This window comes from Serratia marcescens, assembly GCF_029846115.1.
Taxonomy (GTDB): Bacteria; Pseudomonadota; Gammaproteobacteria; order Enterobacterales; family Enterobacteriaceae; genus Serratia; species Serratia marcescens_L.
This window is the reverse complement of record NZ_JARVZZ010000001.1, coordinates 3,641,240-3,659,811: the sequence shown is the minus strand read 5'-3', so window position 1 is coordinate 3,659,811 and position 18,572 is coordinate 3,641,240. Positions and strand designations below refer to the sequence as shown.

The following is an 18,572-nucleotide window of genomic DNA, read 5'->3' as shown; positions in this document are numbered from 1 at the left end:
GCGGGTTTTTTAGGCGAGAAACAGAGGCAGGGCCCGAGCGTGCGGGCCCTGTACCGGAAACATTATTTGTAGATGATCGCGGTGCCGCTCAGCATGTTGTTACCACCGGCGGAGATGATGCGGTAGCTACTGGCGCCCTGAGCGTCGGCTTTAGCGGCCAGCTTTTTCTCCAGGCTGCTGAGGGTGGTCGCGTGGCCTGCGGAAACGATGCCGGTGGCGGTCAGGTTATCGGCTTGCTGGCTGTTGATCGGTTCAGCGGCGAAAGTGGCGAAAGAGGTCAGTGCGATAGCGGCAGCGGTTGCAAAATATTTGATGGTTTTCATAGGTGACTCCAGTCTGTTTATTTAGGAAGGAAGCCATTCGCTTCCGATGGGTTGAATAATAAAGCATCTACGCCGATTGAAAATCTGATAATGCTGAGCAAATCATTCAAAATATTTGATTAATGATTTACGCATCTTTACGGCGTTTTACGCTGCGTGGTTTATCGCTGACGCGCTTTCGTTGACGCGCCATGACAAAGGTGAGAGGTAACATGACGGAGCGCCGATGTGCGCTGCGGCTGGGATTTCTGGCCCCCGACAGGTAGAATGCGGCGGTCAGTTTCGCGGGTGAGTCCCTGATTATGTCTATTTTACAGAAGGTAGAAGAAATGAAGTCTGAAAATAACGCTAATAACAATGACTTAAAATCATCTCCACTCGTTGTGGCGTTAGATTACGCCGATAAGAACGCTGCGCTGGCGTTCGCCGACCGTATCGATCCGCAAGACTGCCGGCTGAAAGTGGGCAAAGAAATGTTCACGCTGTTTGGGCCGCAACTGGTGCGCGATCTGCATGGGCGCGGCTTCGACGTGTTTCTCGACCTGAAATTTCACGATATTCCCAATACCACCGCGCATGCGGTCGCGGCGGCGGCCGAGCTGGGCGTTTGGATGGTCAACGTCCACGCCAGCGGCGGCGCGCGCATGATGACCGCCGCTAAAGAAGCGCTGGCGTCATTCGGGGCGGATGCGCCGCTGCTGATCGCCGTAACCGTGCTCACCAGCATGGAAGCGGAAGACCTGCGCGGCATCGGCATTGAGGCCAGCCCGGCGGAACACGCCGAGCGGCTGGCGCGCCTGACCCGCGACTGTGGGCTGGACGGCGTGGTGTGTTCGGCACACGAAGCGCAGCGGCTGAAAGCGGCCTGCGGGCAGGCTTTCCAACTGGTTACGCCGGGGATCCGCCCAGAAGGCAGCGCGGCGGGCGATCAGCGCCGTATCATGACGCCGGTGCAGGCGCAGGCCGCCGGCGTGGACTATATGGTGATTGGGCGTCCGATCACCCAATCTGCCGATCCGGCCGCGACGCTGCGCGCGATCCGCGCCTCTTTGGCCTGAGGAACCGCCGATGAATGACGACAACAGCCGCCTGGTGTATTCCACGGACACCGGCCGTATCAAACAGGAAGAGGCTAAACCACAACGCGCCAAGGGCGACGGCATCGTGCGCATCCAGCGTCAGACCAGTGGCCGCAAGGGGAAGGGCGTATGCCTGATCGCCGGCGTCGATCTGGATGATGCTGCGCTCGACAAACTGGCGGCAGAGCTGAAAAAGAAATGCGGCTGCGGCGGTTCGGTGAAAGACGGGGTCATCGAGATCCAGGGCGATAAACGCGATCTGCTCAAGCAGCTGCTGGAAGCCAAAGGCATGAAGGTCAAACTGGCGGGTGGATGAGGTGAATCGCCATGCCGCGGTGCAATGCCGTGGCATGGCTTGAGGTTGTTGCTGCCGGGGGTTAGCCCGTTAACGGCAAAAGAACCATAGACTTAAAGTAAAACAGACCTGAAATCATCGTTATTCTGGTTAATACGTCAAAGCGCCGAAACGCTTTTGCCAGCCTGTCGGCTGAGGTCTCTCGGTCAGGTTATTTGCCAACCTGGTGACCGATGATGCCCCCTACCGCAGCCCCACCCAGCGTGCCCAACGCGCTGCCGTCTGTCAGCACTGCGCCGCCGACTGCACCGGCGCCGGCACCGATAGCGGTGTTGCGATCGCGTTTGGACATGTTGGAACAAGCACTGAGTGAAAACGCCAGAGTCAGTGCCAGAGCCGCGGTGGCGAAACGTTTATTGATAATCATCATAATGACTTCTCCTTAGCATTGGCTATATGGAAGTGCCCTATAAGTATAGGCGTTAACCATAAATCAGGCCTGCTGTTGATTCCCATACAGTATCGATATAAAAAATGGCATTTTTTGTTAACGGCCGAATAATTAGCAAGTTACGGCCCAAAAGTCGCCAAAACTGAGTATAGGTTTCTCGGGAGGGATAAACAGGTAAATAGTCTTAAAATCCTGCGGTGCAAGGGGAAAGACGCGCGGTGTAGCCCGCGCGGTGCGGTGGTGGTCTGCGCTATTCGTTGACCAACTCCACCTGAACGCCCTGGCGTTTCAGCTGATGCTGATACTCCAGCGCCAGACGCGAATCGGTGATCACCCGGCTGATCTGGCCCGGCTGCGCCAGCGGATTGGGCTGGATCTGGCCGAATTTGCTGGAGTCCGTCAGCACGATATTCTCCACGCCCTTGGCCAGCACCGCGCTGACCACGTCGGCGCGCATCATGTCGCGGCCGGTAAAGCCGGTTTCGGCCTGAAAGCCGTCAATGCCGATAAACGCCTTGTTGAAATGCACCTGCTGAATGCACAGCCGTGTAAGCGGGCCGACCACGGTCTCGCTTTTCTTCTGGTACATGCCGCCCAGCACAATCACATCACAATCGGTTTCTTTGAGCAGGTTGGCGATGTAGTGGCTGACGGTGATCAGCGTAATGCGCTTGCGTTCGGCGATGTAGCGCGCCAACAGGGCGTTGGCGCTGCCGCTCTCGATAAATATCGTCTCGCCGTCGTTGACCTGCGCGGCGGCGTATTGCGCCAGCCGTTGCTTGAGAGTGAAATTGGACATCATGCGGGCGTCGACGTCATCGCTTTCCAGCGCCACGGCGGAGCCATGTACCCGCTTCAGATAACTGCGCTTTTCCAGCAGGTTGAGATCCTGCCGGATGGTGACTTCCGAGACGCCCGAGGCACGCGCCAGCTCATTGACGCTGATCCGCCGGCGATCGTTAACCAACTGCAATATGGTCTGTTGTCGTAAATTCATATCGGCCTGATGATGCGGCCGCCAAGGCGCGGCCGCTAAGAGTCAAAGGTTTAAAGAGTATGTTCTGTGCGCGCAATAATATCATCCTGCGCTTCAGGGGATAATGCGGTAAAGAAGGCGGAATAGCCAGCTACGCGAACCACTAAATCACGATATTGGTCAGGGTGTTGCTTCGCCGCCAGCAGCGTTTCGCGCGACACGATGTTGTACTGCACATGCCAGCCGCGGTAGCTCTCGAAGAAGGTGCGCAACATCAGCATCAGCTTTTCCCGATCGCGCGGGTTGTCCAGCGTCGTCGGGTTCAGCTTTTGATTGAGCAGCACGCCGCCGAGGATCGCCTCGGTCGGCAACTTGGCGAGCGAATTGAACACCGCCGTCGGCCCCAGGTGATCGGTGCCGGACGCCGGGCTGGCGCCTTCCGCCAATGGCGCATGCGCCTTACGGCCATCCGGGGTGGCCAGGGTGGCAGCGCCGAAGGGCACGTTGGCCGAGATCGACGACGTGCCGGCGTAATAGCCGCCGCCGATCGGCCCGCGGCCGAAGCGGGTGTTGCGATATTGCTTCAGTTCCTCAATGTAGGTTTGGTAGGCGCGCACCAGAAGTCGATCGACGTCGTCCACGTCGTTGCCGTATTTGGGCGCGGCGTTGAGCAGCCGCTGGCGCAGCTGTTCGCCATCTAACCCGGCGAAGTCGTCGGCCAGCGCCGCCGCCAGCTGCTGCTGGCCGATTGTCCCTTGCTCGAACACCAGTTTGCGCACCGCCGCCAGGCTGTTGCCGAGGTTGGCGATGCCGACCTGCAGGCCGGAAACCCAGTCGTACTTGGCGCCGCCTTGCTTGATGCTTTTGCCGCGTTCGATGCAGTCATCCACCAGCGCGGAGCAGAGGATATCGTGGGCGTTCTCCTCCAGCACGCTGTCCACCACGCATTCGATCTCAATTGACTTGCGCGTGTAGTAACGGATTTGCCGATCCCATGCGGCCATTACCTGCTCGAAATCGGCGAAGTTTCCTTTGGACAGCGCCTGTTCCTGCGGCAGGAAAATCTGCCCGGAGGTGGCGTCGCGCCCCTGTTCCAGCGCCGCCAGCAGCACGCGGGCGAAGTTGATGAAGCTCATGCCGGTGCAGCGATAGCCCCACTTGCCGCCGACGGCGGTCTCTATGCAGCCGATGGCGGCATAGTCGTAGGCGTCCTGCGGCTCAACCCCCAGCTTGATGAACTCGGGAATGACGATTTCGTCGTTGTTGAACGCCGGCATGCCGAAGCCGCAGCGGATCACCTGCACGCAGGCGTCGAGGAAATCGGCGCTCATTCCGGCGTGGTAACGCACGCTGAGGTTGGGTTGGGTGGAGCGCAGGCGGCCGCAGGATTCGAGAATGGCGTAGGACAGCGGGTTGACCGCGTCGCACGGCCTGCTGTCGATCAGTTTTTGGCCGCCGATGGTGACGTTCTGGTACAGCGGGCTGCCGGCGGAGGCCTTGGAGTGTGAGCCGGAGCGGATCTTGTTGACCTCCAGCAGCTTCAGCCAGCAGCTGTGCAGCAGCTCGATGGCGTCTTCCCGCGCCAGGTTTTGCTCCAGCTCGACGTCGCGCCGATACCAGGGATAGAGATATTGGTCGAGGCGGCCGAAGGAAACCGAATGGCCGTTGGATTCGATCTGTAACGTCAGCTGGATGAAATAGCACAGCTGTAGCGCCTGCCAGAAGGTGTGCGGCGGGCGATGGGCGATCAGGTCGCAGTTGTCTGCGATAGCCAGCAGCTCGGTGCGCCGCCAGTCGCGGGGTTCGCGTTGCGCCATGTCGCGCGCCAGGCGAGCGAAGCGCAGGATGTGCTCGCTCAGCGCCGCCAGTACGATGTCGATGGCGTTGAGAAACTGCGCTTTGTGCAGATCTTCCCATTCGGTCAGGTGCAGGCGGCTGCGGCGCGCGTTCACCTTTTCACGCAGGCCGTCGAGGCCAAGCGCCAGCAGTAGCGGGAAGTTGACCGCCAGGTGGGCGTCGCCGGAGGTCATGTTGCCCTCGGCTTTGATGATGCCGGTGGCGAGCAGCGCCTTTTGTTCGTCGGTAAACATGCCGTAGCAGCGATCCTGCACCGTTTGGCCGCGCCACCAGGGGCAAAGACGGTGCAAAATCGCTTTGTTCTCTTCGCTGACCGAGAAGCCGGCGCCCGGCCGGTCGGCCAACTGGTCTATCTCATTTTCTATCCAGCCGACGGTGTATTCGGGGAAGATTGGCGCGGCGCGCAGCTCGCTGGCCTGGTTGCCGACGATCAGCTCATCGTTGGCGATCCAGATGCTGCGCTTCGCCAGGTGGTTGGACAGTGCCAGCGCACGGCGCACCGGCAGCGGCCGATCCTGATGCTGTTGATAGGCTTCGGTATAGTGCTGTGCGCGTTCGGTGCACACCGGCGGTTTGACGATGTGGATCAGCGCATTCTTATGCGCCTGAATACGGGCGCTGAGGGTGGTCAAATCCAATGTGGTCATGGCGTTATCCTCGCAAAATGGCGGTCAGGCCTTTGGCGCCAGCGTACGCTTCGGCGAAGGCCAGCAGATCGGGCGCGTCCAGCGGCGTGCTGGCGGCGCAGTAGGGCTCGCCGAGCAGGTGATACTTGTTGATGCCCAGCGTGTGGTATGGCAGAAAATGGATCTCCGATACGCCGATCTCGTCGGCGGCGAAGTCGACAATCGCGCGGACAGCGTGGCGATCGGCGTTGAAATCGGGGATCAGCGGCACGCGCACGGTCATTGGCACGCCGTGTGCCGCCAGCCGGCGGAAATTGTTCATCACCCGGCGGGCGGAGCCGCCGGTCCAGGTTTTGAAACGCGCTTCATCGGTGTGTTTGAGATCGGCCAACAGCAGATCCAGCCAGGGCAACGAAGGGGCGATGTAGCGCCAGGGAACGTGCAGACAGGATTCGACGGCGGTGTGGATGCCGGCTTCCCGGCCGCGCCGCAGCAGCTCCGCCGCGACTTCCGGCTGCATAAAGGGCTCGCCGCCGGACAGCGTTAAACCGCCGCCGCTGCGCAGGTAGAAAGGCTTATCCCGCATCACCTCGGCCATGATATCGTCGGGGTTGACCGCGCTGCCGCACAGGCTGAGCGCGCCGGTCGGGCAGGCGGCGGCCAGCGCCGCGTAGTCGTCTGCGCTGATGACGTCGCGCCGCAGCGTCAATGCTCCCTCGTCACGCCACAGACCTTGCGGGCAGCGCTCGGTGCACAGCGTACAGCCGCTCAGGCACAGGCGCTCGTCAAACAGCAGATCTGCGTGGCGCGAGCGGCTTTCCGGGTTCTGACACCAGCGGCAGCTCAGCGGGCACCCTTTTAGAAAGACCACGCTGCGGATGCCGGGGCCATCATGGGTCGAGTAGCGCTGCAGATTGAAGTACATTAGTCACCCGTTTGACGTTGCTGAATCTTTCGCCATTAAAGATGTTTCGAATGAAAGTTGAATTGATTTTGATCAAAAGTTAGCGGGGTTTTTGCCCTATGATGATCAGAGTTTGAATCCGCCCACACAACATGACACAGGAGTCCGTGATGGAGCTTTATCTCGATACCGCCGATGTGACTGCGGTAAAACGCTTGGCGCGCATTCTGCCGCTGCACGGCGTCACCACCAACCCGAGCATCGTGGCGAAAGAAGGCAAGCCGATCTGGGAAGTGCTGCCCGCGCTGCGTGACGCCCTCGGCGGCACCGGCAAGCTGTTCGCGCAGGTGATGGCGACCGATGCCGAGCGCATGGTGGCGGAGGCGGCGCTGCTCAGCCAGCGCGTACCGGGGCTGGTGGTCAAGATCCCGGCGACCGCCGAAGGGCTGGCGGCGATCAAGAAGCTTAAAACGATGTCCATCCCGACGCTGGGCACGGCGGTATACGGCGCCGGGCAGGGGCTGCTGGCGGCCTTGGCCGGGGCGGAATATGTGGCGCCTTACGTTAATCGGGTAGACGCGCAGGGCGGCGACGGTATCGAAATGGTGCACGAGCTGCAGCAGTTGCTGAGCCTGCATGCGCCGTCGGCGCAGGTGCTGGCCGCCAGCTTCAAAACGCCGCGTCAGGCGCTGGAATGCCTGCTGGCGGGCTGCCAGGCCATCACGCTGCCGGTGGATGTGGCGGAGCAGTTCCTTGGCGCGCCGGCGGTGCAGGCTGCGGTCGAGAAGTTCGAGCAGGATTGGCAGGGGGCTTTCGGCTCCACGCTGCTGGGTTAAAGCCTGGCCAGTAAAAAGGGCGCCGCGGCGCCCTTGCTGGATGATCGAAACGCTAGCTGCGGCCGGTTTCTTCCCTAAGCGCGGCGCTGACCTCATGCGCCGTTGGGTGTTCGGCACGCAGCGCCCGACGGATCGCGAAGAAGGCGGCGATCAGCATGGTTACCGCCACCAGCATAAAGAACCCGCACAGCGCGGCGTTGATTTGGTTGCTGAACACGATGGTTTCCATGTCTTTCAGCGACTTGGCCGGCGCAATGATCGTGCCTTGCTCGATGCCGGTGGAGAATTTCTTCGCCTGCGCCAGGAAGCCGATGCTCGGTTTCTCGTGGAAGATTTTCTGCCAGCCGGCGGTCATGGAAGTCACGAACAGCCAGGCGGTCGGCAGGATCGTAACCCAGGCGTAACGCTGTTTTTTCATCTTGAACAGCACCACGGTGCCGAGGATCAGCGCCATCGACGCCAGCATCTGGTTGCCGATGCCGAACAGCGGCCACAGGGTATTGATGCCGCCGAGCGGATCGACCACGCCCTGATACACGAAGAAGCCCCAGCCGGCCACGGCCACCGTGGTACCCGCCAGATTGCCGAACCACGAACGGTTGTTGGCCAGCTGCGGCACCGCCACGCCCACCAGATCCTGCACCATAAAGCGGCAGGCGCGGGTGCCGGCGTCGACGGCGGTCAGGATGAACAGCGCTTCGAACAGAATGGCGAAGTGGTACCAGAAGGCCATCATCGCCCGGCTGTTGAAGACCTCGCTGATGATGTGCGCCATGCCCACGGCGAATGTCGGGGCGCCGCCGGCGCGCGACAGGATGGAGTTCTCACCTACCTCTTTGGCTATCAGCGCCAGCGTTTCCGGCGTGACGATAAAGCCCCAACTATTGATGACCTGCGAAGCATTTTCCACCGTGGTGCCGATCAGCGCCGCCGGGGAGTTCATGGCGAAGTAAACGCCCGGATCCAACACCGAGGCGCAGATCAACGCCATGATGGCGACGAAAGACTCCATCAGCATGGCGCCGTAACCGATAAAGCGAATGTGGCTTTCACGTTCCACCAGCTTGGGCGTGGTGCCGCTGGAGACCAGCGCGTGGAAGCCGGAAATGGCGCCGCAGGCGATGGTGATGAACAGGAACGGGAACAGGGCGCCAGCGAACACCGGGCCGCTGCCGTCGATGAAGCGCGAGACCGCCGGCATTTTCATCTCCGGCATGGCGAAGACGATGCCGATGGCCAGGCCGATGATGACGCCGATTTTCATAAAGGTGGAAAGGTAGTCGCGCGGCGCCAGCAGCAGCCACACCGGCAGCACCGAAGCGACGAAGCCGTATATCACCAGCACCCAGGTCAGGGTGGTGCCGTGCAACGTGAAGAACGGCCCCCAGTAGGGATCTTGCGCCACGTTGCCGCCGTAAATGATCGCCAGCAGCATCAGCACGAAGCCAATCACCGAAATTTCAGCGATCTTGCCCGGCCGGATAAAGCGCATGTAGATGCCCATGAACAGGGCGATCGGGATGGTGGCGGCGATGGTGAACAGTCCCCACGGGCTGTCGGCCAAGGCTTTTACCACCACCAGCGCCAGCGCCGACAGAATGATGATCATCACCCCCAGCGCGCCAAGCATGGTGATTACCCCGGCGAATGCGCCCAGTTCTTGCTTGGCCATTTCCCCCAGCGAACGCCCGTCGCGGCGCGTGGAGATGAACAGCACCAGGAAATCCTGCACCGCGCCGGCCAGCATGACGCCGACCAGGATCCAGATGGTCCCCGGCAGGAAGCCCATCTGCGCGGCCAGAATCGGCCCCACCAGCGGCCCGGCGCCGGCGATGGCGGCGAAGTGGTGGCCGAACAGCACCCATTTGTTGGTGGGCACGTAGTCCAGGCCGTCGTTGTGGCGTTCTGCCGGGGTCAGACGGCGGTCGTCCAGTTCAAAGACCTTGTCGGCAATGAACCGGCTGTAGAAGCGGTAGGCGATGCTGTAGCAGGCGACGGCGGCGACCACCAGCCAGACGGCGTTGACGTGTTCGCCGCGGCTGAGCGCCAGCATGGCGAAGGCGAAGGCGCCGACCAACGCCACCAGCAGCCAGATAAGTCCTGACCTGATGTTTTTCATGAAACAACTCCTTGGCGTACAGAGGTAAAAATCGACGTTGTTATTAGGAATGACGTTTTAACAGTAGAAGTTTTGCCGCCGAACCGCGGCAGGTCGGATGAGAAATGTGAAGCAGGTGGGGTTTTAGTGTAAAAACAACGTGATGAAACCGCGTTGGCGCAGGCTGTCGCCCACGCAATCCCCGGCAGTTATTCATTCTGCATTTTCACGCTGCGTACAGCGAATCATCGTCGTTTTTTATCTGGGTACGGTGTCTGGCGGATTATTATTTTATCTGTCGAGGCGTGCCGAAATAAAATCATCCATGCCGTGTTATACCTTTATTTTCACCCGCAGGTTTAATCATTCATCAAATAAATAATAAATCTACGAAAGGAATTTAATTATGATAAATAAAATCATCGAAGGGTATTTACCGCAGCTTACGGCCATTCGGCACGATATTCATCAACACCCTGAATTGGGTTTCGAAGAGTTTCGCACAAGCGATCTGGTGGCGGATTATCTGAGTTCGTGGGGCTATGAGGTGCACCGCGGATTGGCGGGAACCGGCGTGGTGGGCACGCTGCGGGTGGGTGACGGCGTTAAACGCCTCGGACTGCGCGCCGATATGGACGCCTTGCCGATCGAGGAGAACAACGGCAAGCCCTGGAGCAGCAGCGTGGCCAACCGCATGCACGCCTGCGGCCATGATGGTCACACCACCATGTTGCTCGGTGCCGCCCGTTACCTGGCGCAAACGCGCAACTTCAACGGCACGCTGCACCTGATTTTCCAACCGGCGGAAGAGATGCTGAACGGCGGTGCGCGCATGGTGGAACAGGGGCTGTTCGAGCGCTTCCCCTGCGACGCCATCTTTGCCATGCACAACATGCCGGGGATGCCGCTCGGCGAGTTCTTCTTCCAGCACGGCCCGTTTATGGCCTCGATGGATCAGTTCAACGTCCGGGTGCAGGGGCGCGGCGGCCACGGTGCCATCCCGCAGCTGACGGTCGATCCGGTGCTGGTGGCTTCGCATATCACCGTCGCGCTGCAGAGCATCGTTTCGCGCAATATCGATCCGCTGGAGGCGGCGGTGATCACCGTCGGTAGCATCAAGGCCGGTGAGGCGGCCAACGTGATCCCGGACAGCGCGGAGATGAAGCTCAGCGTGCGCTCGCTGGATCGCCAGGCGCGCGCCACTTTGCTGGCGCGCATTCCGGCGCTGATCGAGGCACAGGCGGCAAGCTTCGGTGCGCACGCGGTGGTGGAACACGTTAACGGCACGCCGGTGCTGGTCAACGACGAAGCGATGACCCGTTTCGCCCACTGCGTGGCGGAACAGCAGTTCGGCGCCGCGCGCGCGCACTACGGCGCCCGGCCGCTGATGGGCAGTGAAGATTTCGCCTTCATGCTCGATGCGCATCCGCAGGGCGGCTACCTGATCATCGGCAACGGCGATGGCGAAGGCAGCTGCATGGTGCATAACCCGGGATATGACTTTAACGACGGCTGCCTGGCGACCGGCAGCCAGTATTGGGGAACGTTGGCGGAAGCGTATTTGAAATAAACTCGAAAATAATAACAGGGAAGGTAATGATGAGTGAAAATACGGCTGAAACTCAGGCGGAAATAATATCGGCCCCGAGAGCCGGTGGCAAAAAGGTTATATTCGCCGCCTCCTTCGGCAATGCGCTGGAGTTTTTCGATTTCGGTATTTATAACTTCTTCGTTATTTACATCAGCGTATTGTTCTTTCCGCCGTCCAGCGATCCGCATCTGGCGTTGCTGTTGGCGTTTGCCACGTTCGGCGTCAGCTTCTTCATGCGGCCGCTGGGCGGCATTCTGATTGGCGCCTATGCCGATCGCCATGGCCGCAAGCCGGCGATGATCCTGACGATTTCCTTGATGAGCCTGGGCACGGCGATGATCGGCTTTGCGCCGACCTACGCCAGCGCCGGCTATTGGGGAACCGTCACGCTGGTGGCGGCGCGCCTGATCCAGGGCGTGGCGGCGGGCGGCGAGGTGGGGGCATCGATGTCGTTGCTGGTGGAGTCGGCGCCGCCCAACCGGCGCGGCTTCTATTCCAGCTGGTCGCTGGCGACGCAGGGCATCGCCACCGTGGTTGGCGGCGTGACCGCGCTGGCGCTCAGCGCGGCTTTGCCGGTGCTTTCCGGCGAGCCGAACGCCATGGCCGAGTGGGGATGGCGGATTCCTTTCTTTATCGGCGTGGCGCTGGCGCCGCTCGGTTGCTGGCTACGTCTCGGGTTGGAAAGCGATCGGCCATCGGTGTCGCGGGCTCACGAGCCGCCTGTGCAGTTGCGTAAGCACTCGCGGGCGGTTGTGCTCGGCGTGATGTTGACCATCGGCGCCACCGTCGCCACTTACATCTCGATGTATTATCTCGGCACCTACGCGGTGAAATACTTGGGGATGGTGCAGGCCTACGGCTATGCCGCAATGCTGCTGGCGGGGCTCGTCACCTTCGTCGGCAGTCTGCTGGTCGGGCACTGGTGCGATCGTTACGGCCGTTTGCCGCTGATCCGTGGTTCGCGGATTGCGATTCTGATTGTGGCCCTGCCGGCATTTTGGTGGCTGAGCGCGATGCCGCACCCGGCGGTGCTGCTGCTGATTGTCGCGGTGCTGGTCGGGTTGACCACGCTCGGGTCGGTACCGACCATGCTGATGATTTCGGAGCTGTTCCCGCAGCGCATTCGCGCGCTGGGGTTTGCCTTGGTCTACAGCCTGGGGGTGGCGATCTTCGGCGGCTTCGCCCAGTACATTGCCTCCCAGTCGATCGCGCTGAGCGGCTCGCTGCTGGCGCCCGCCGTCTATCTGATGCTGGCGACGCTGGCTTCATTGGCGGTGCTGCCCTTGCTGCGTGAAACCGGCGGCGAGCCGCTGCGCTAGCCGAAAAAAAACGCCGGCGGTTTTCACCGTCGGCGTTTTGCGTTGCTGCCGTTTCAGGCTGGCGTTCAGGCCGCCGGACGGGCGATCACGCTGCGGGTTTCCATGCGCACTTCGGCGATGGTGACCTGCAAGGTGTCGCTCTGGCGGTAAACCACTTCACCCTTGATCTGCACGGTGCCGGTTTCCTGGCTGCACTGCATCTCGTCGCGCACCGCGTGAATAAACGGTGCCGGGATGAAGGCGACCGCACCGTTGTCCAGCAGGCGCACGCGCAGGCCGCCGCGGGTCACGTCGATGATCTCGGCGTTGAAGCGGGTGTCAGTACCTGCCTTGTCCTGCAGGAAACGGGCGTACAGCCAGTCGCCGACGTCGCGTTCCGCCATGCGGTTCAGGCGGCGGCGTTCCGCCAGCTGCACCGTGACGTCATCCTGCGGTTTTTCTGCCGGCTGCTGGTTGATGATCGCCTTCAGCAGACGATGGTTGACCATATCGCCGTATTTACGGATCGGCGATGTCCAGGTGGCGTAAGCCTCCAGCCCCAGACCGAAGTGTGGCCCCGGCGTAGTGCTGATCTCCGCGAAGGTCTGGAAGCGGCGGATGCGGCTGTCGAGGAACTGGGTCGGCTGCGCGTCCAAGTGGCGGCGCAGTTCGCAGAAACCGTCGAGGGTCAGCAACTTGTCGGCTTCGGCTTCCACGCCGTTGGCCTGCAATACGGTGACCGCTTGCTCGACCAGCGCAGGATCGAAACCGGTGTGCACGTTGTACACGCCGAAGCCCAGGCGATCGCGCAGCACGATGGCGGCGCAGACGTTGGCGGCGATCATGCACTCTTCAACGATGCGGTTGGCGCTGCGGCGCTGCTCGGTAACAATCTCCAGCACGTCGCCTTTTTCACCCAGCACGAAGCGGTAGTCCGGGCGATCTTTGAACACCAGCGCATGCTGATGGCGCCAGGCGTTGCGCGCGTCGCAAACGCGTTTCAGCAGGGTGATTTGTTGCGCGATGGCATCGCTCGGCGGCTGCCAGCCGGCAATGCCTTCCAGCCAGTCGGAGACTTCGTCGTACACCAGCTTGGCTTTGGATTCGATCTCGGCGGCGAAGAACTGAATATCGTCGCCCAGCGCGCCGTCGGCGGCGATGGTTACGCGGCAAGCCAGCACCTGTCGGCGCTCGTTAGGGCGCAGCGAGCACAGGTTGTCCGACAGATCGCGCGGCAGCATCGGGATGTTGAAGCCCGGCAGGTAGTTAGTGAAGGCGCGCACGCGGGCGATATCGTCCAGCTTGCTGCCTTGCTCGACGTAGGCGGTCGGATCGGCGATGGCGATAGTCAACTGCAGCGAACCGTCACCGTTGTCGGTCACATACAGCGCATCGTCCATGTCTTCGGTGCTGGCGCTGTCGATGGTGACGAATTCGAGCGCGGTCAGGTCTTCACGCACCAGCCCAGCGGCCGGCTCGCTGAGAGCCTGCATCTCCGGCGCCTCTTTCTCCAGGTTGTGACGTGCGAGCGTCACCCACCACGGGGCGAAATGGTCTTCACCTTCAGTGATAAAGTGAGTCAGATCGGCGTTGAAGCCGCGATCGCCTTTCAGCGGATGACGGCGCATTTCCGCCACCGCCCAGTCACCGGCCTGGAAGTTGTGGGTCAATTCACGCACCGGGCGGCACGGAATCGCATCTTTCAGCAACGGATGATCGGGCACGATGGACAGACGGTCGTCGCGCTTTTGCACGCGGCCGACAAAGCGCGACAGAAACGGCTCGACCAGGGTTTCCGGCTCGGCGATTTCGCGCTCTTTCTCGGTGTGAAGGGTGGCGATAATGCGATCCCCGTGCATGACTTTCTTCATGTACGGCGGCGGAATGAAGTAACTTTTTTGACCGTCTACTTCAAGAAAGCCAAAGCCTTTCTCAGTCCCTTTCACGACGCCTTCAACGCGCGGGGTCTGAGAGTGAAGTTGCTGTTTAAGCTGCGCCAGCAGCGGGTTATCTTGAAACATATCGTCCAGTGAATGGGTTGTGAGTGGCAAGATTTGCGGCTGACAGTTTTACGCGAATCACCCGCTGCGAGCAAGCCTAACGTCACGGAACCCCGCGTTGCCGCGCGATTTTGCGCAAGAATGGTCAATCGGAGTGCTATCGAGGGAAAACCCCGGCGCGAAGGCCGGGGTGAGGGGCGGGAGACTATCAATCCTGCAGCGGCGTTGGCTGCAGGATTTCAATCCAGTAATCGTCCGGATCGCGAATGAACGCCACGTAGTTCATGCGGCCTTCATGCAGGCGCTTTTGGAAGGTGACGCCGAGGCGCTCAAACCGCTCGCAGGCGGCGCGCACGTCTGGCACCGTGACGCACAGGTGGCCAAAGCCGCGCGGCTCTCCGTTGCCGTTGTGGTAGTGGAAATCGGCCTGATTTTCGGTGCCGTGGTTATGGGTCAGCTCGAGAATGCCCGGCTGGCTCAGCGCCCAGCGTTTGCGCTCGTCGTCGTCCAGCGGGATCTGTTCACGCGGGCTGCGCGTCAGGTAGCAGATGGTAAACGCGGCTTCTTCGAACGTTTCCAGATAGACCGGGGTAAAGCCCAGCACGCGGGTGTAGAAATCCAGCGCTTTGGTCAGATCCTTCACGCGGATCATGGTGTGGTTGAACACGTAACCGTCGGTTACCGCGTCCGGTTGGGCCGCCACGCCGGGCAGCGTCAGTAGATCATTCAGTGGCATCAGAGATCCTCCTCAGGGTGTCAGCAGACTGTAGGTGAAATCGATGCTAATCTAAAGTGATTGTTTTTAACTAAAACACTAACTAAAAGTGAATGATAGATGAAGCTGAGCCAGCTGAAGTTTTTCTGCACCGTGGTGGAGCACAAAACCATCGCCGCGGCCGCGCGCGAGCTGCACTGCGTGCCTTCCAACGTCACGCTGCGTCTGCGCGAACTGGAGGAGTCGCTGGGCGGCGAGCTGTTTTTCCGCGACAAGAACCGGCTGTACGTCAATCCCAAAGGGCGGCTGTTCTATCAGCAGGCGCGCGACATTGTGGCGCAGGCGGAGCGCAGCAAGCAGCTGTTCGCCGGCGAGCATCAGCATGGGCTGCTGAACCTCGGGGCGCTGGATTTCTCGCTGGTCAGCCATTTGCCGGCGCGCATTGCCCGGCTGCGCCGTTTACAGCCTCATCTGCACATCAACGTGCTGAGCCGCGACTCGCTGGTGCTGGAACGCATGCTGATCGACAGCGATCTTGACCTGGCGATCACCGACGGCCCGATTGAACATCCGCTGCTGGCCAGCCAACAGGCATTCGATGAACGGCTGGTATTGCTGATGCCGGCCGATGCCGGGGAACCCGACGCCGCGACGCTGGCACCGCTGGAGTTTTACACCTTCAGTCGCGAATGTTCGTTTCGCCTGAAGGTGGATCACTGGTTGGCCTCGCGCGGGCTGAAACCGCGCATGACGCTGGAAATGGAGTCTTATGCCGCGATGGCGGCCTGCGTGCAGGCCGGTTGTGGCGTCGCCTGCGTCCCCGGTTCGTTGCTGCCGCTGATCTTGCCGGCACCGGGGCTGAAGGTGGTGGAAATGGGCGAGGAGGGGGTGAGCGACCTGTATTTCGTCTGGCGACGGCATCAGCTGTCGGACGAGCTGCAGACCATTCTGGCGATATTGGCGCGCCCGGCGTGAACCGGGCGCGCGTTTTCAGGCGATGCGCAGTGAAGGTTGCTGTTCGCTGCGGCGAATCACTACCGGGATCGATTTCGAGGTCGGGGTACCGGTACCGTCGCCGAAGCTGGCCAGCGGTACCAGCGGGTTGGTTTCCGGGTAGTAGGCCGCCAGGTTGCCACGCGGAATGTCGTAACTCACCAGCTTGAACCCATCCACTTTGCGCACCACGCCGTCGTTCCACAGGGTTTCTATCTCTACCCGTTCGCCATCCTGCAGGCCCAGCGCCGCCAGATCCTCCGGATGGATGAACAACACTTCACGCTGACCGTAAACGCCGCGGTAGCGGTCATCCAGACCATAGATGGTGGTGTTGTATTGATCGTGTGAGCGCAGCGTTTGCAGGGTGAACGGCGCTTTCTCGCTGCCCAGCTGCGGGAACAGGGTGGTCGGCAGCGCGGCGGCGCTGAACTCTGCCTTGCCGCTCGGCGTGGCGAAGCGCAGTTCGGCGGCGGCATTGCCGAGGTAGAAACCGCCGGGTTGGTCGCAGCGCCGGTTGAAATCTTCGAAGCCGGGAATGGTGGCGGCGATGTGATCGCGGATCAGCGAATAGTCGTCGGCCAATTCCAGCCAATCCAACTGTTGGGTACCCAGCACCGCGTCGGCGATGCCGCAGACGATCGCCGTCTCCGAACGTTGGGTCTCCGCCAGCGGCTTGCCGATGCCTTCCGAGGCGTGCACCATGCTGAACGAATCCTCGACCGTAATGTACTGCGAGCCGCTGGCCTGCATGTCCAGTTCGGTGCGGCCGAGCGTCGGCAGGATCAGCGCATCTTTGCCGGTCACCAGGTGGCTGCGGTTAAGCTTGGTGCTGATATGCACCGTCAAATCGCAGTTGCGCAGGGCGCGGGCGGTGCGCTCGGTGTCCGGCGCCGCGGCGGCCAGGTTGCCGCCCAGCGCGATCAGCACTTTCACTTCGCCGCGCAGCATCGCTTCGATCGCTTCCACCGTGTTGTGGCCCAGCGCGCGGTTGGCGGTGAAGTTAAAGTGGCGTTCCAGGCTGTCGAGCAGCGCTTTGGGCGACTTCTCGTCGATCCCCATGGTGCGGTTACCCTGGACGTTGCTGTGGCCGCGTACCGGGCACAGGCCGGCGCCCGGTTTGCCCAACTGCCCGAACAGCAGCTGCAGGTTAGTGATTTCACGCACCGTCGCAATAGAGTGTTTATGCTGCGTCACGCCCATCGCCCAGGTGCAGATCACCCGTTCGGCGCCCTGATAGGTGGCCGCCGCCTGGCGCAGCTGCGCCTCGCTCAGGCCCGACTGCGCAGTAATGGTCTGCCACTCGGTGGCGTCTACCTGCGCCAGGTAAGCCTCTACGCCGACGCTGTGCCGTTCGATAAACGCCAGGTCGAACAGGGCGGGCTCGCCGGCGGCCAGGCGCTGACGGTGGGTTTCCAGCAGGGCTTTCACCATGCCGCGCACCGCCGCCATATCGCCGCCCAGATTCGGTTGGTAATAGGAAGAGCTGATCGGCGAGGATTTTGGCGTCAGCATCTGCACCGGATCCTGCGGATCGGCGAACCTTTCCAGCCCGCGCTCGCGCAGGGTGTTGAAGCTGACGATGCGCGCGCCGCGTCGAGCGGCGTTTTTCAGACTGTGCAGCATGCGCGGGTGGTTGGTGCCGGGGTTTTGACCGAACACGAAGATGGCATCGGCCTTTTCGAAGTCATCGATGCGGATGGTGCCTTTGCCGACGCCGATGCTCTGTTTCAGCCCAACGCCGCTCGCCTCGTGACACATGTTGGAGCAGTCGGGGAAGTTGCTGGTGCCGAGCATGCGGCCGAACAGCTGATAAAGATACGACGCTTCGTTGCTGGCGCGGCCCGAGGTATACAGCTCGATCTGGTTCGGGTTGTCCATGCCGTTGATGTGTTTGGCGATCAGCGCCAGCGCATCCGGCCAATGGATGGGTTCATAGTGGTCGGTTTCGGCGTTGTAACGCATCGGGTGGGTGAGGCGCCCCTGATACTCGAGGAAATAGTCGCTCTGCTGCTGCAGGGTGCTGACGCTGTGGGCGGCGAAGAACTCCGGTTCCACGGCACTGCGCGTCGCTTCCCAACTGACCGCTTTGGCGCCGTTTTCGCAGAAGCTGAAGGTGCTGTGGTTGTCGTCGCCCCAGGCGCAACCGGGGCAGTCGAAGCCGCGAGCCTTGTTGACGCGCATCAGGTTGCGCATGTTTTTTAGCGTTTGTTTACTGTCGAGGACAAAGCGGGTGGTGGCTTCAAGCGAACCCCAGCCGCCCGCCGGGCCGGTATAAGGCTTGATTGACGGTTTGAATTTCATGGTGACACTTCGCAGGTGGTTGTAGCTAAAAAGTAAACGCTTTTTTATGCGTCTTGCGTATTTATGTCACAAGTTTAGGGGCGCTGCGGGCTGGCGTCTAATCGAATGGGGCAATGGCGGCATAGAGCGCATCTATCGCCGGCGAGCGGTGCCGTAAACAAATGGTTGCATAAAGACACCCGCTGCAAAAGAGTAATGGTTTCGTCTGAAAGTGAATTAATGCAGT

At 61.1% G+C, this 18,572-nt stretch carries 15 protein-coding genes; 6 read left to right on the top strand and 9 right to left on the bottom strand.

Translation table 11 applies throughout. The features are described from left to right. Window positions 1-62: 62 nt before the first annotated feature. Entirely contained in the window at window positions 63-323 is a 261-nt protein-coding gene (bhsA, locus tag QDT79_RS17260; RefSeq protein ID WP_016927533.1) for a multiple stress resistance protein BhsA, read from the bottom strand. Between the two features lie 329 nt (window positions 324-652). Between bhsA and pyrF the strand changes: the two genes are divergently transcribed. Both pyrF and yciH read left to right on the top strand, forming a co-directional pair. Further along, a complete protein-coding gene (pyrF, locus tag QDT79_RS17255) occupies window positions 653-1,381 on the top strand; it encodes an orotidine-5'-phosphate decarboxylase (protein WP_063990356.1) in 729 nt (242 codons plus the stop codon). A 10-nt stretch (window positions 1,382-1,391) separates the two neighbouring features. Beyond that, the gene (gene yciH, locus QDT79_RS17250) at window positions 1,392-1,718 is read left to right on the top strand and encodes a stress response translation initiation inhibitor YciH (RefSeq protein ID WP_063990035.1); all 327 of its coding nucleotides are present in this window, start codon (window positions 1,392-1,394) and stop codon (window positions 1,716-1,718) included. Window positions 1,719-1,908: 190 nt separating this feature from the next. Here the strand turns inward: yciH and osmB are convergent, their stop codons facing one another. From osmB to QDT79_RS17230, 4 genes are all read right to left on the bottom strand, one after another. Next, on the bottom strand, window positions 1,909-2,127 hold the full coding sequence (gene osmB / locus QDT79_RS17245) for an osmotically-inducible lipoprotein OsmB (RefSeq protein ID WP_004945176.1): 219 nt from the start codon (window positions 2,125-2,127) through the stop codon (window positions 1,909-1,911). A gap of 271 nt (window positions 2,128-2,398) precedes the next feature. Further along, window positions 2,399-3,145 (bottom strand): DeoR/GlpR family DNA-binding transcription regulator, encoded by a 747-nt coding sequence (locus QDT79_RS17240; RefSeq protein ID WP_004930631.1) that lies wholly within the window; start codon window positions 3,143-3,145, stop codon window positions 2,399-2,401. Between the two features lie 50 nt (window positions 3,146-3,195). Beyond that, window positions 3,196-5,628 carry a formate C-acetyltransferase/glycerol dehydratase family glycyl radical enzyme gene (locus QDT79_RS17235; protein ID WP_308316815.1) on the bottom strand — a complete coding sequence of 811 codons (2,433 nt, stop codon included), beginning with the start codon at window positions 5,626-5,628 and terminating at the stop codon, window positions 3,196-3,198. 4 nt (window positions 5,629-5,632) lie between these two features. Next, window positions 5,633-6,532, bottom strand: coding sequence for a glycyl-radical enzyme activating protein (locus tag QDT79_RS17230; RefSeq protein ID WP_197815986.1), 900 nt, complete (start codon window positions 6,530-6,532; stop codon window positions 5,633-5,635). 149 nt (window positions 6,533-6,681) lie between these two features. Between QDT79_RS17230 and fsa the strand changes: the two genes are divergently transcribed. Then, window positions 6,682-7,347, top strand: a complete 666-nt coding sequence (gene fsa / locus QDT79_RS17225; RefSeq protein WP_063990032.1) for a fructose-6-phosphate aldolase — start codon at window positions 6,682-6,684, stop codon at window positions 7,345-7,347. A 52-nt stretch (window positions 7,348-7,399) separates the two neighbouring features. On the opposite strand, the gene QDT79_RS17220 is transcribed toward fsa, so the two are convergent. Then, window positions 7,400-9,466, bottom strand: a complete 2,067-nt coding sequence (locus QDT79_RS17220) for a carbon starvation CstA family protein (RefSeq protein ID WP_048234130.1) — start codon at window positions 9,464-9,466, stop codon at window positions 7,400-7,402. 385 nt (window positions 9,467-9,851) lie between these two features. Here QDT79_RS17220 and QDT79_RS17215 point away from each other — a divergent pair, with 385 nt between their 5' ends. Both QDT79_RS17215 and QDT79_RS17210 read left to right on the top strand, forming a co-directional pair. Continuing rightward, a complete protein-coding gene (locus QDT79_RS17215; protein WP_308316814.1) occupies window positions 9,852-11,015 on the top strand; it encodes a M20 aminoacylase family protein in 1,164 nt (387 codons plus the stop codon). 29 nt (window positions 11,016-11,044) lie between these two features. Next, window positions 11,045-12,355, top strand: coding sequence for an MFS transporter (locus QDT79_RS17210; protein WP_063990030.1), 1,311 nt, complete (start codon window positions 11,045-11,047; stop codon window positions 12,353-12,355). A gap of 65 nt (window positions 12,356-12,420) precedes the next feature. Here the strand turns inward: QDT79_RS17210 and QDT79_RS17205 are convergent, their stop codons facing one another. Both QDT79_RS17205 and gloA read right to left on the bottom strand, forming a co-directional pair. Beyond that, window positions 12,421-14,355, bottom strand: coding sequence for an exoribonuclease II (locus QDT79_RS17205; protein ID WP_063990029.1), 1,935 nt, complete (start codon window positions 14,353-14,355; stop codon window positions 12,421-12,423). Window positions 14,356-14,542: 187 nt separating this feature from the next. Then, complete coding sequence (gloA, locus tag QDT79_RS17200; RefSeq protein WP_063990028.1) at window positions 14,543-15,070, bottom strand: lactoylglutathione lyase; 528 nt, start codon at window positions 15,068-15,070, stop codon at window positions 14,543-14,545. A gap of 99 nt (window positions 15,071-15,169) precedes the next feature. Between gloA and QDT79_RS17195 the strand changes: the two genes are divergently transcribed. Further along, a complete protein-coding gene (locus tag QDT79_RS17195; protein ID WP_063990027.1) occupies window positions 15,170-16,024 on the top strand; it encodes a LysR family transcriptional regulator in 855 nt (284 codons plus the stop codon). A gap of 15 nt (window positions 16,025-16,039) precedes the next feature. Here the strand turns inward: QDT79_RS17195 and QDT79_RS17190 are convergent, their stop codons facing one another. Next, window positions 16,040-18,346, bottom strand: a complete 2,307-nt coding sequence (locus QDT79_RS17190) for an FdhF/YdeP family oxidoreductase (RefSeq protein ID WP_141959374.1) — start codon at window positions 18,344-18,346, stop codon at window positions 16,040-16,042. Window positions 18,347-18,572 lie beyond the last annotated feature (226 nt).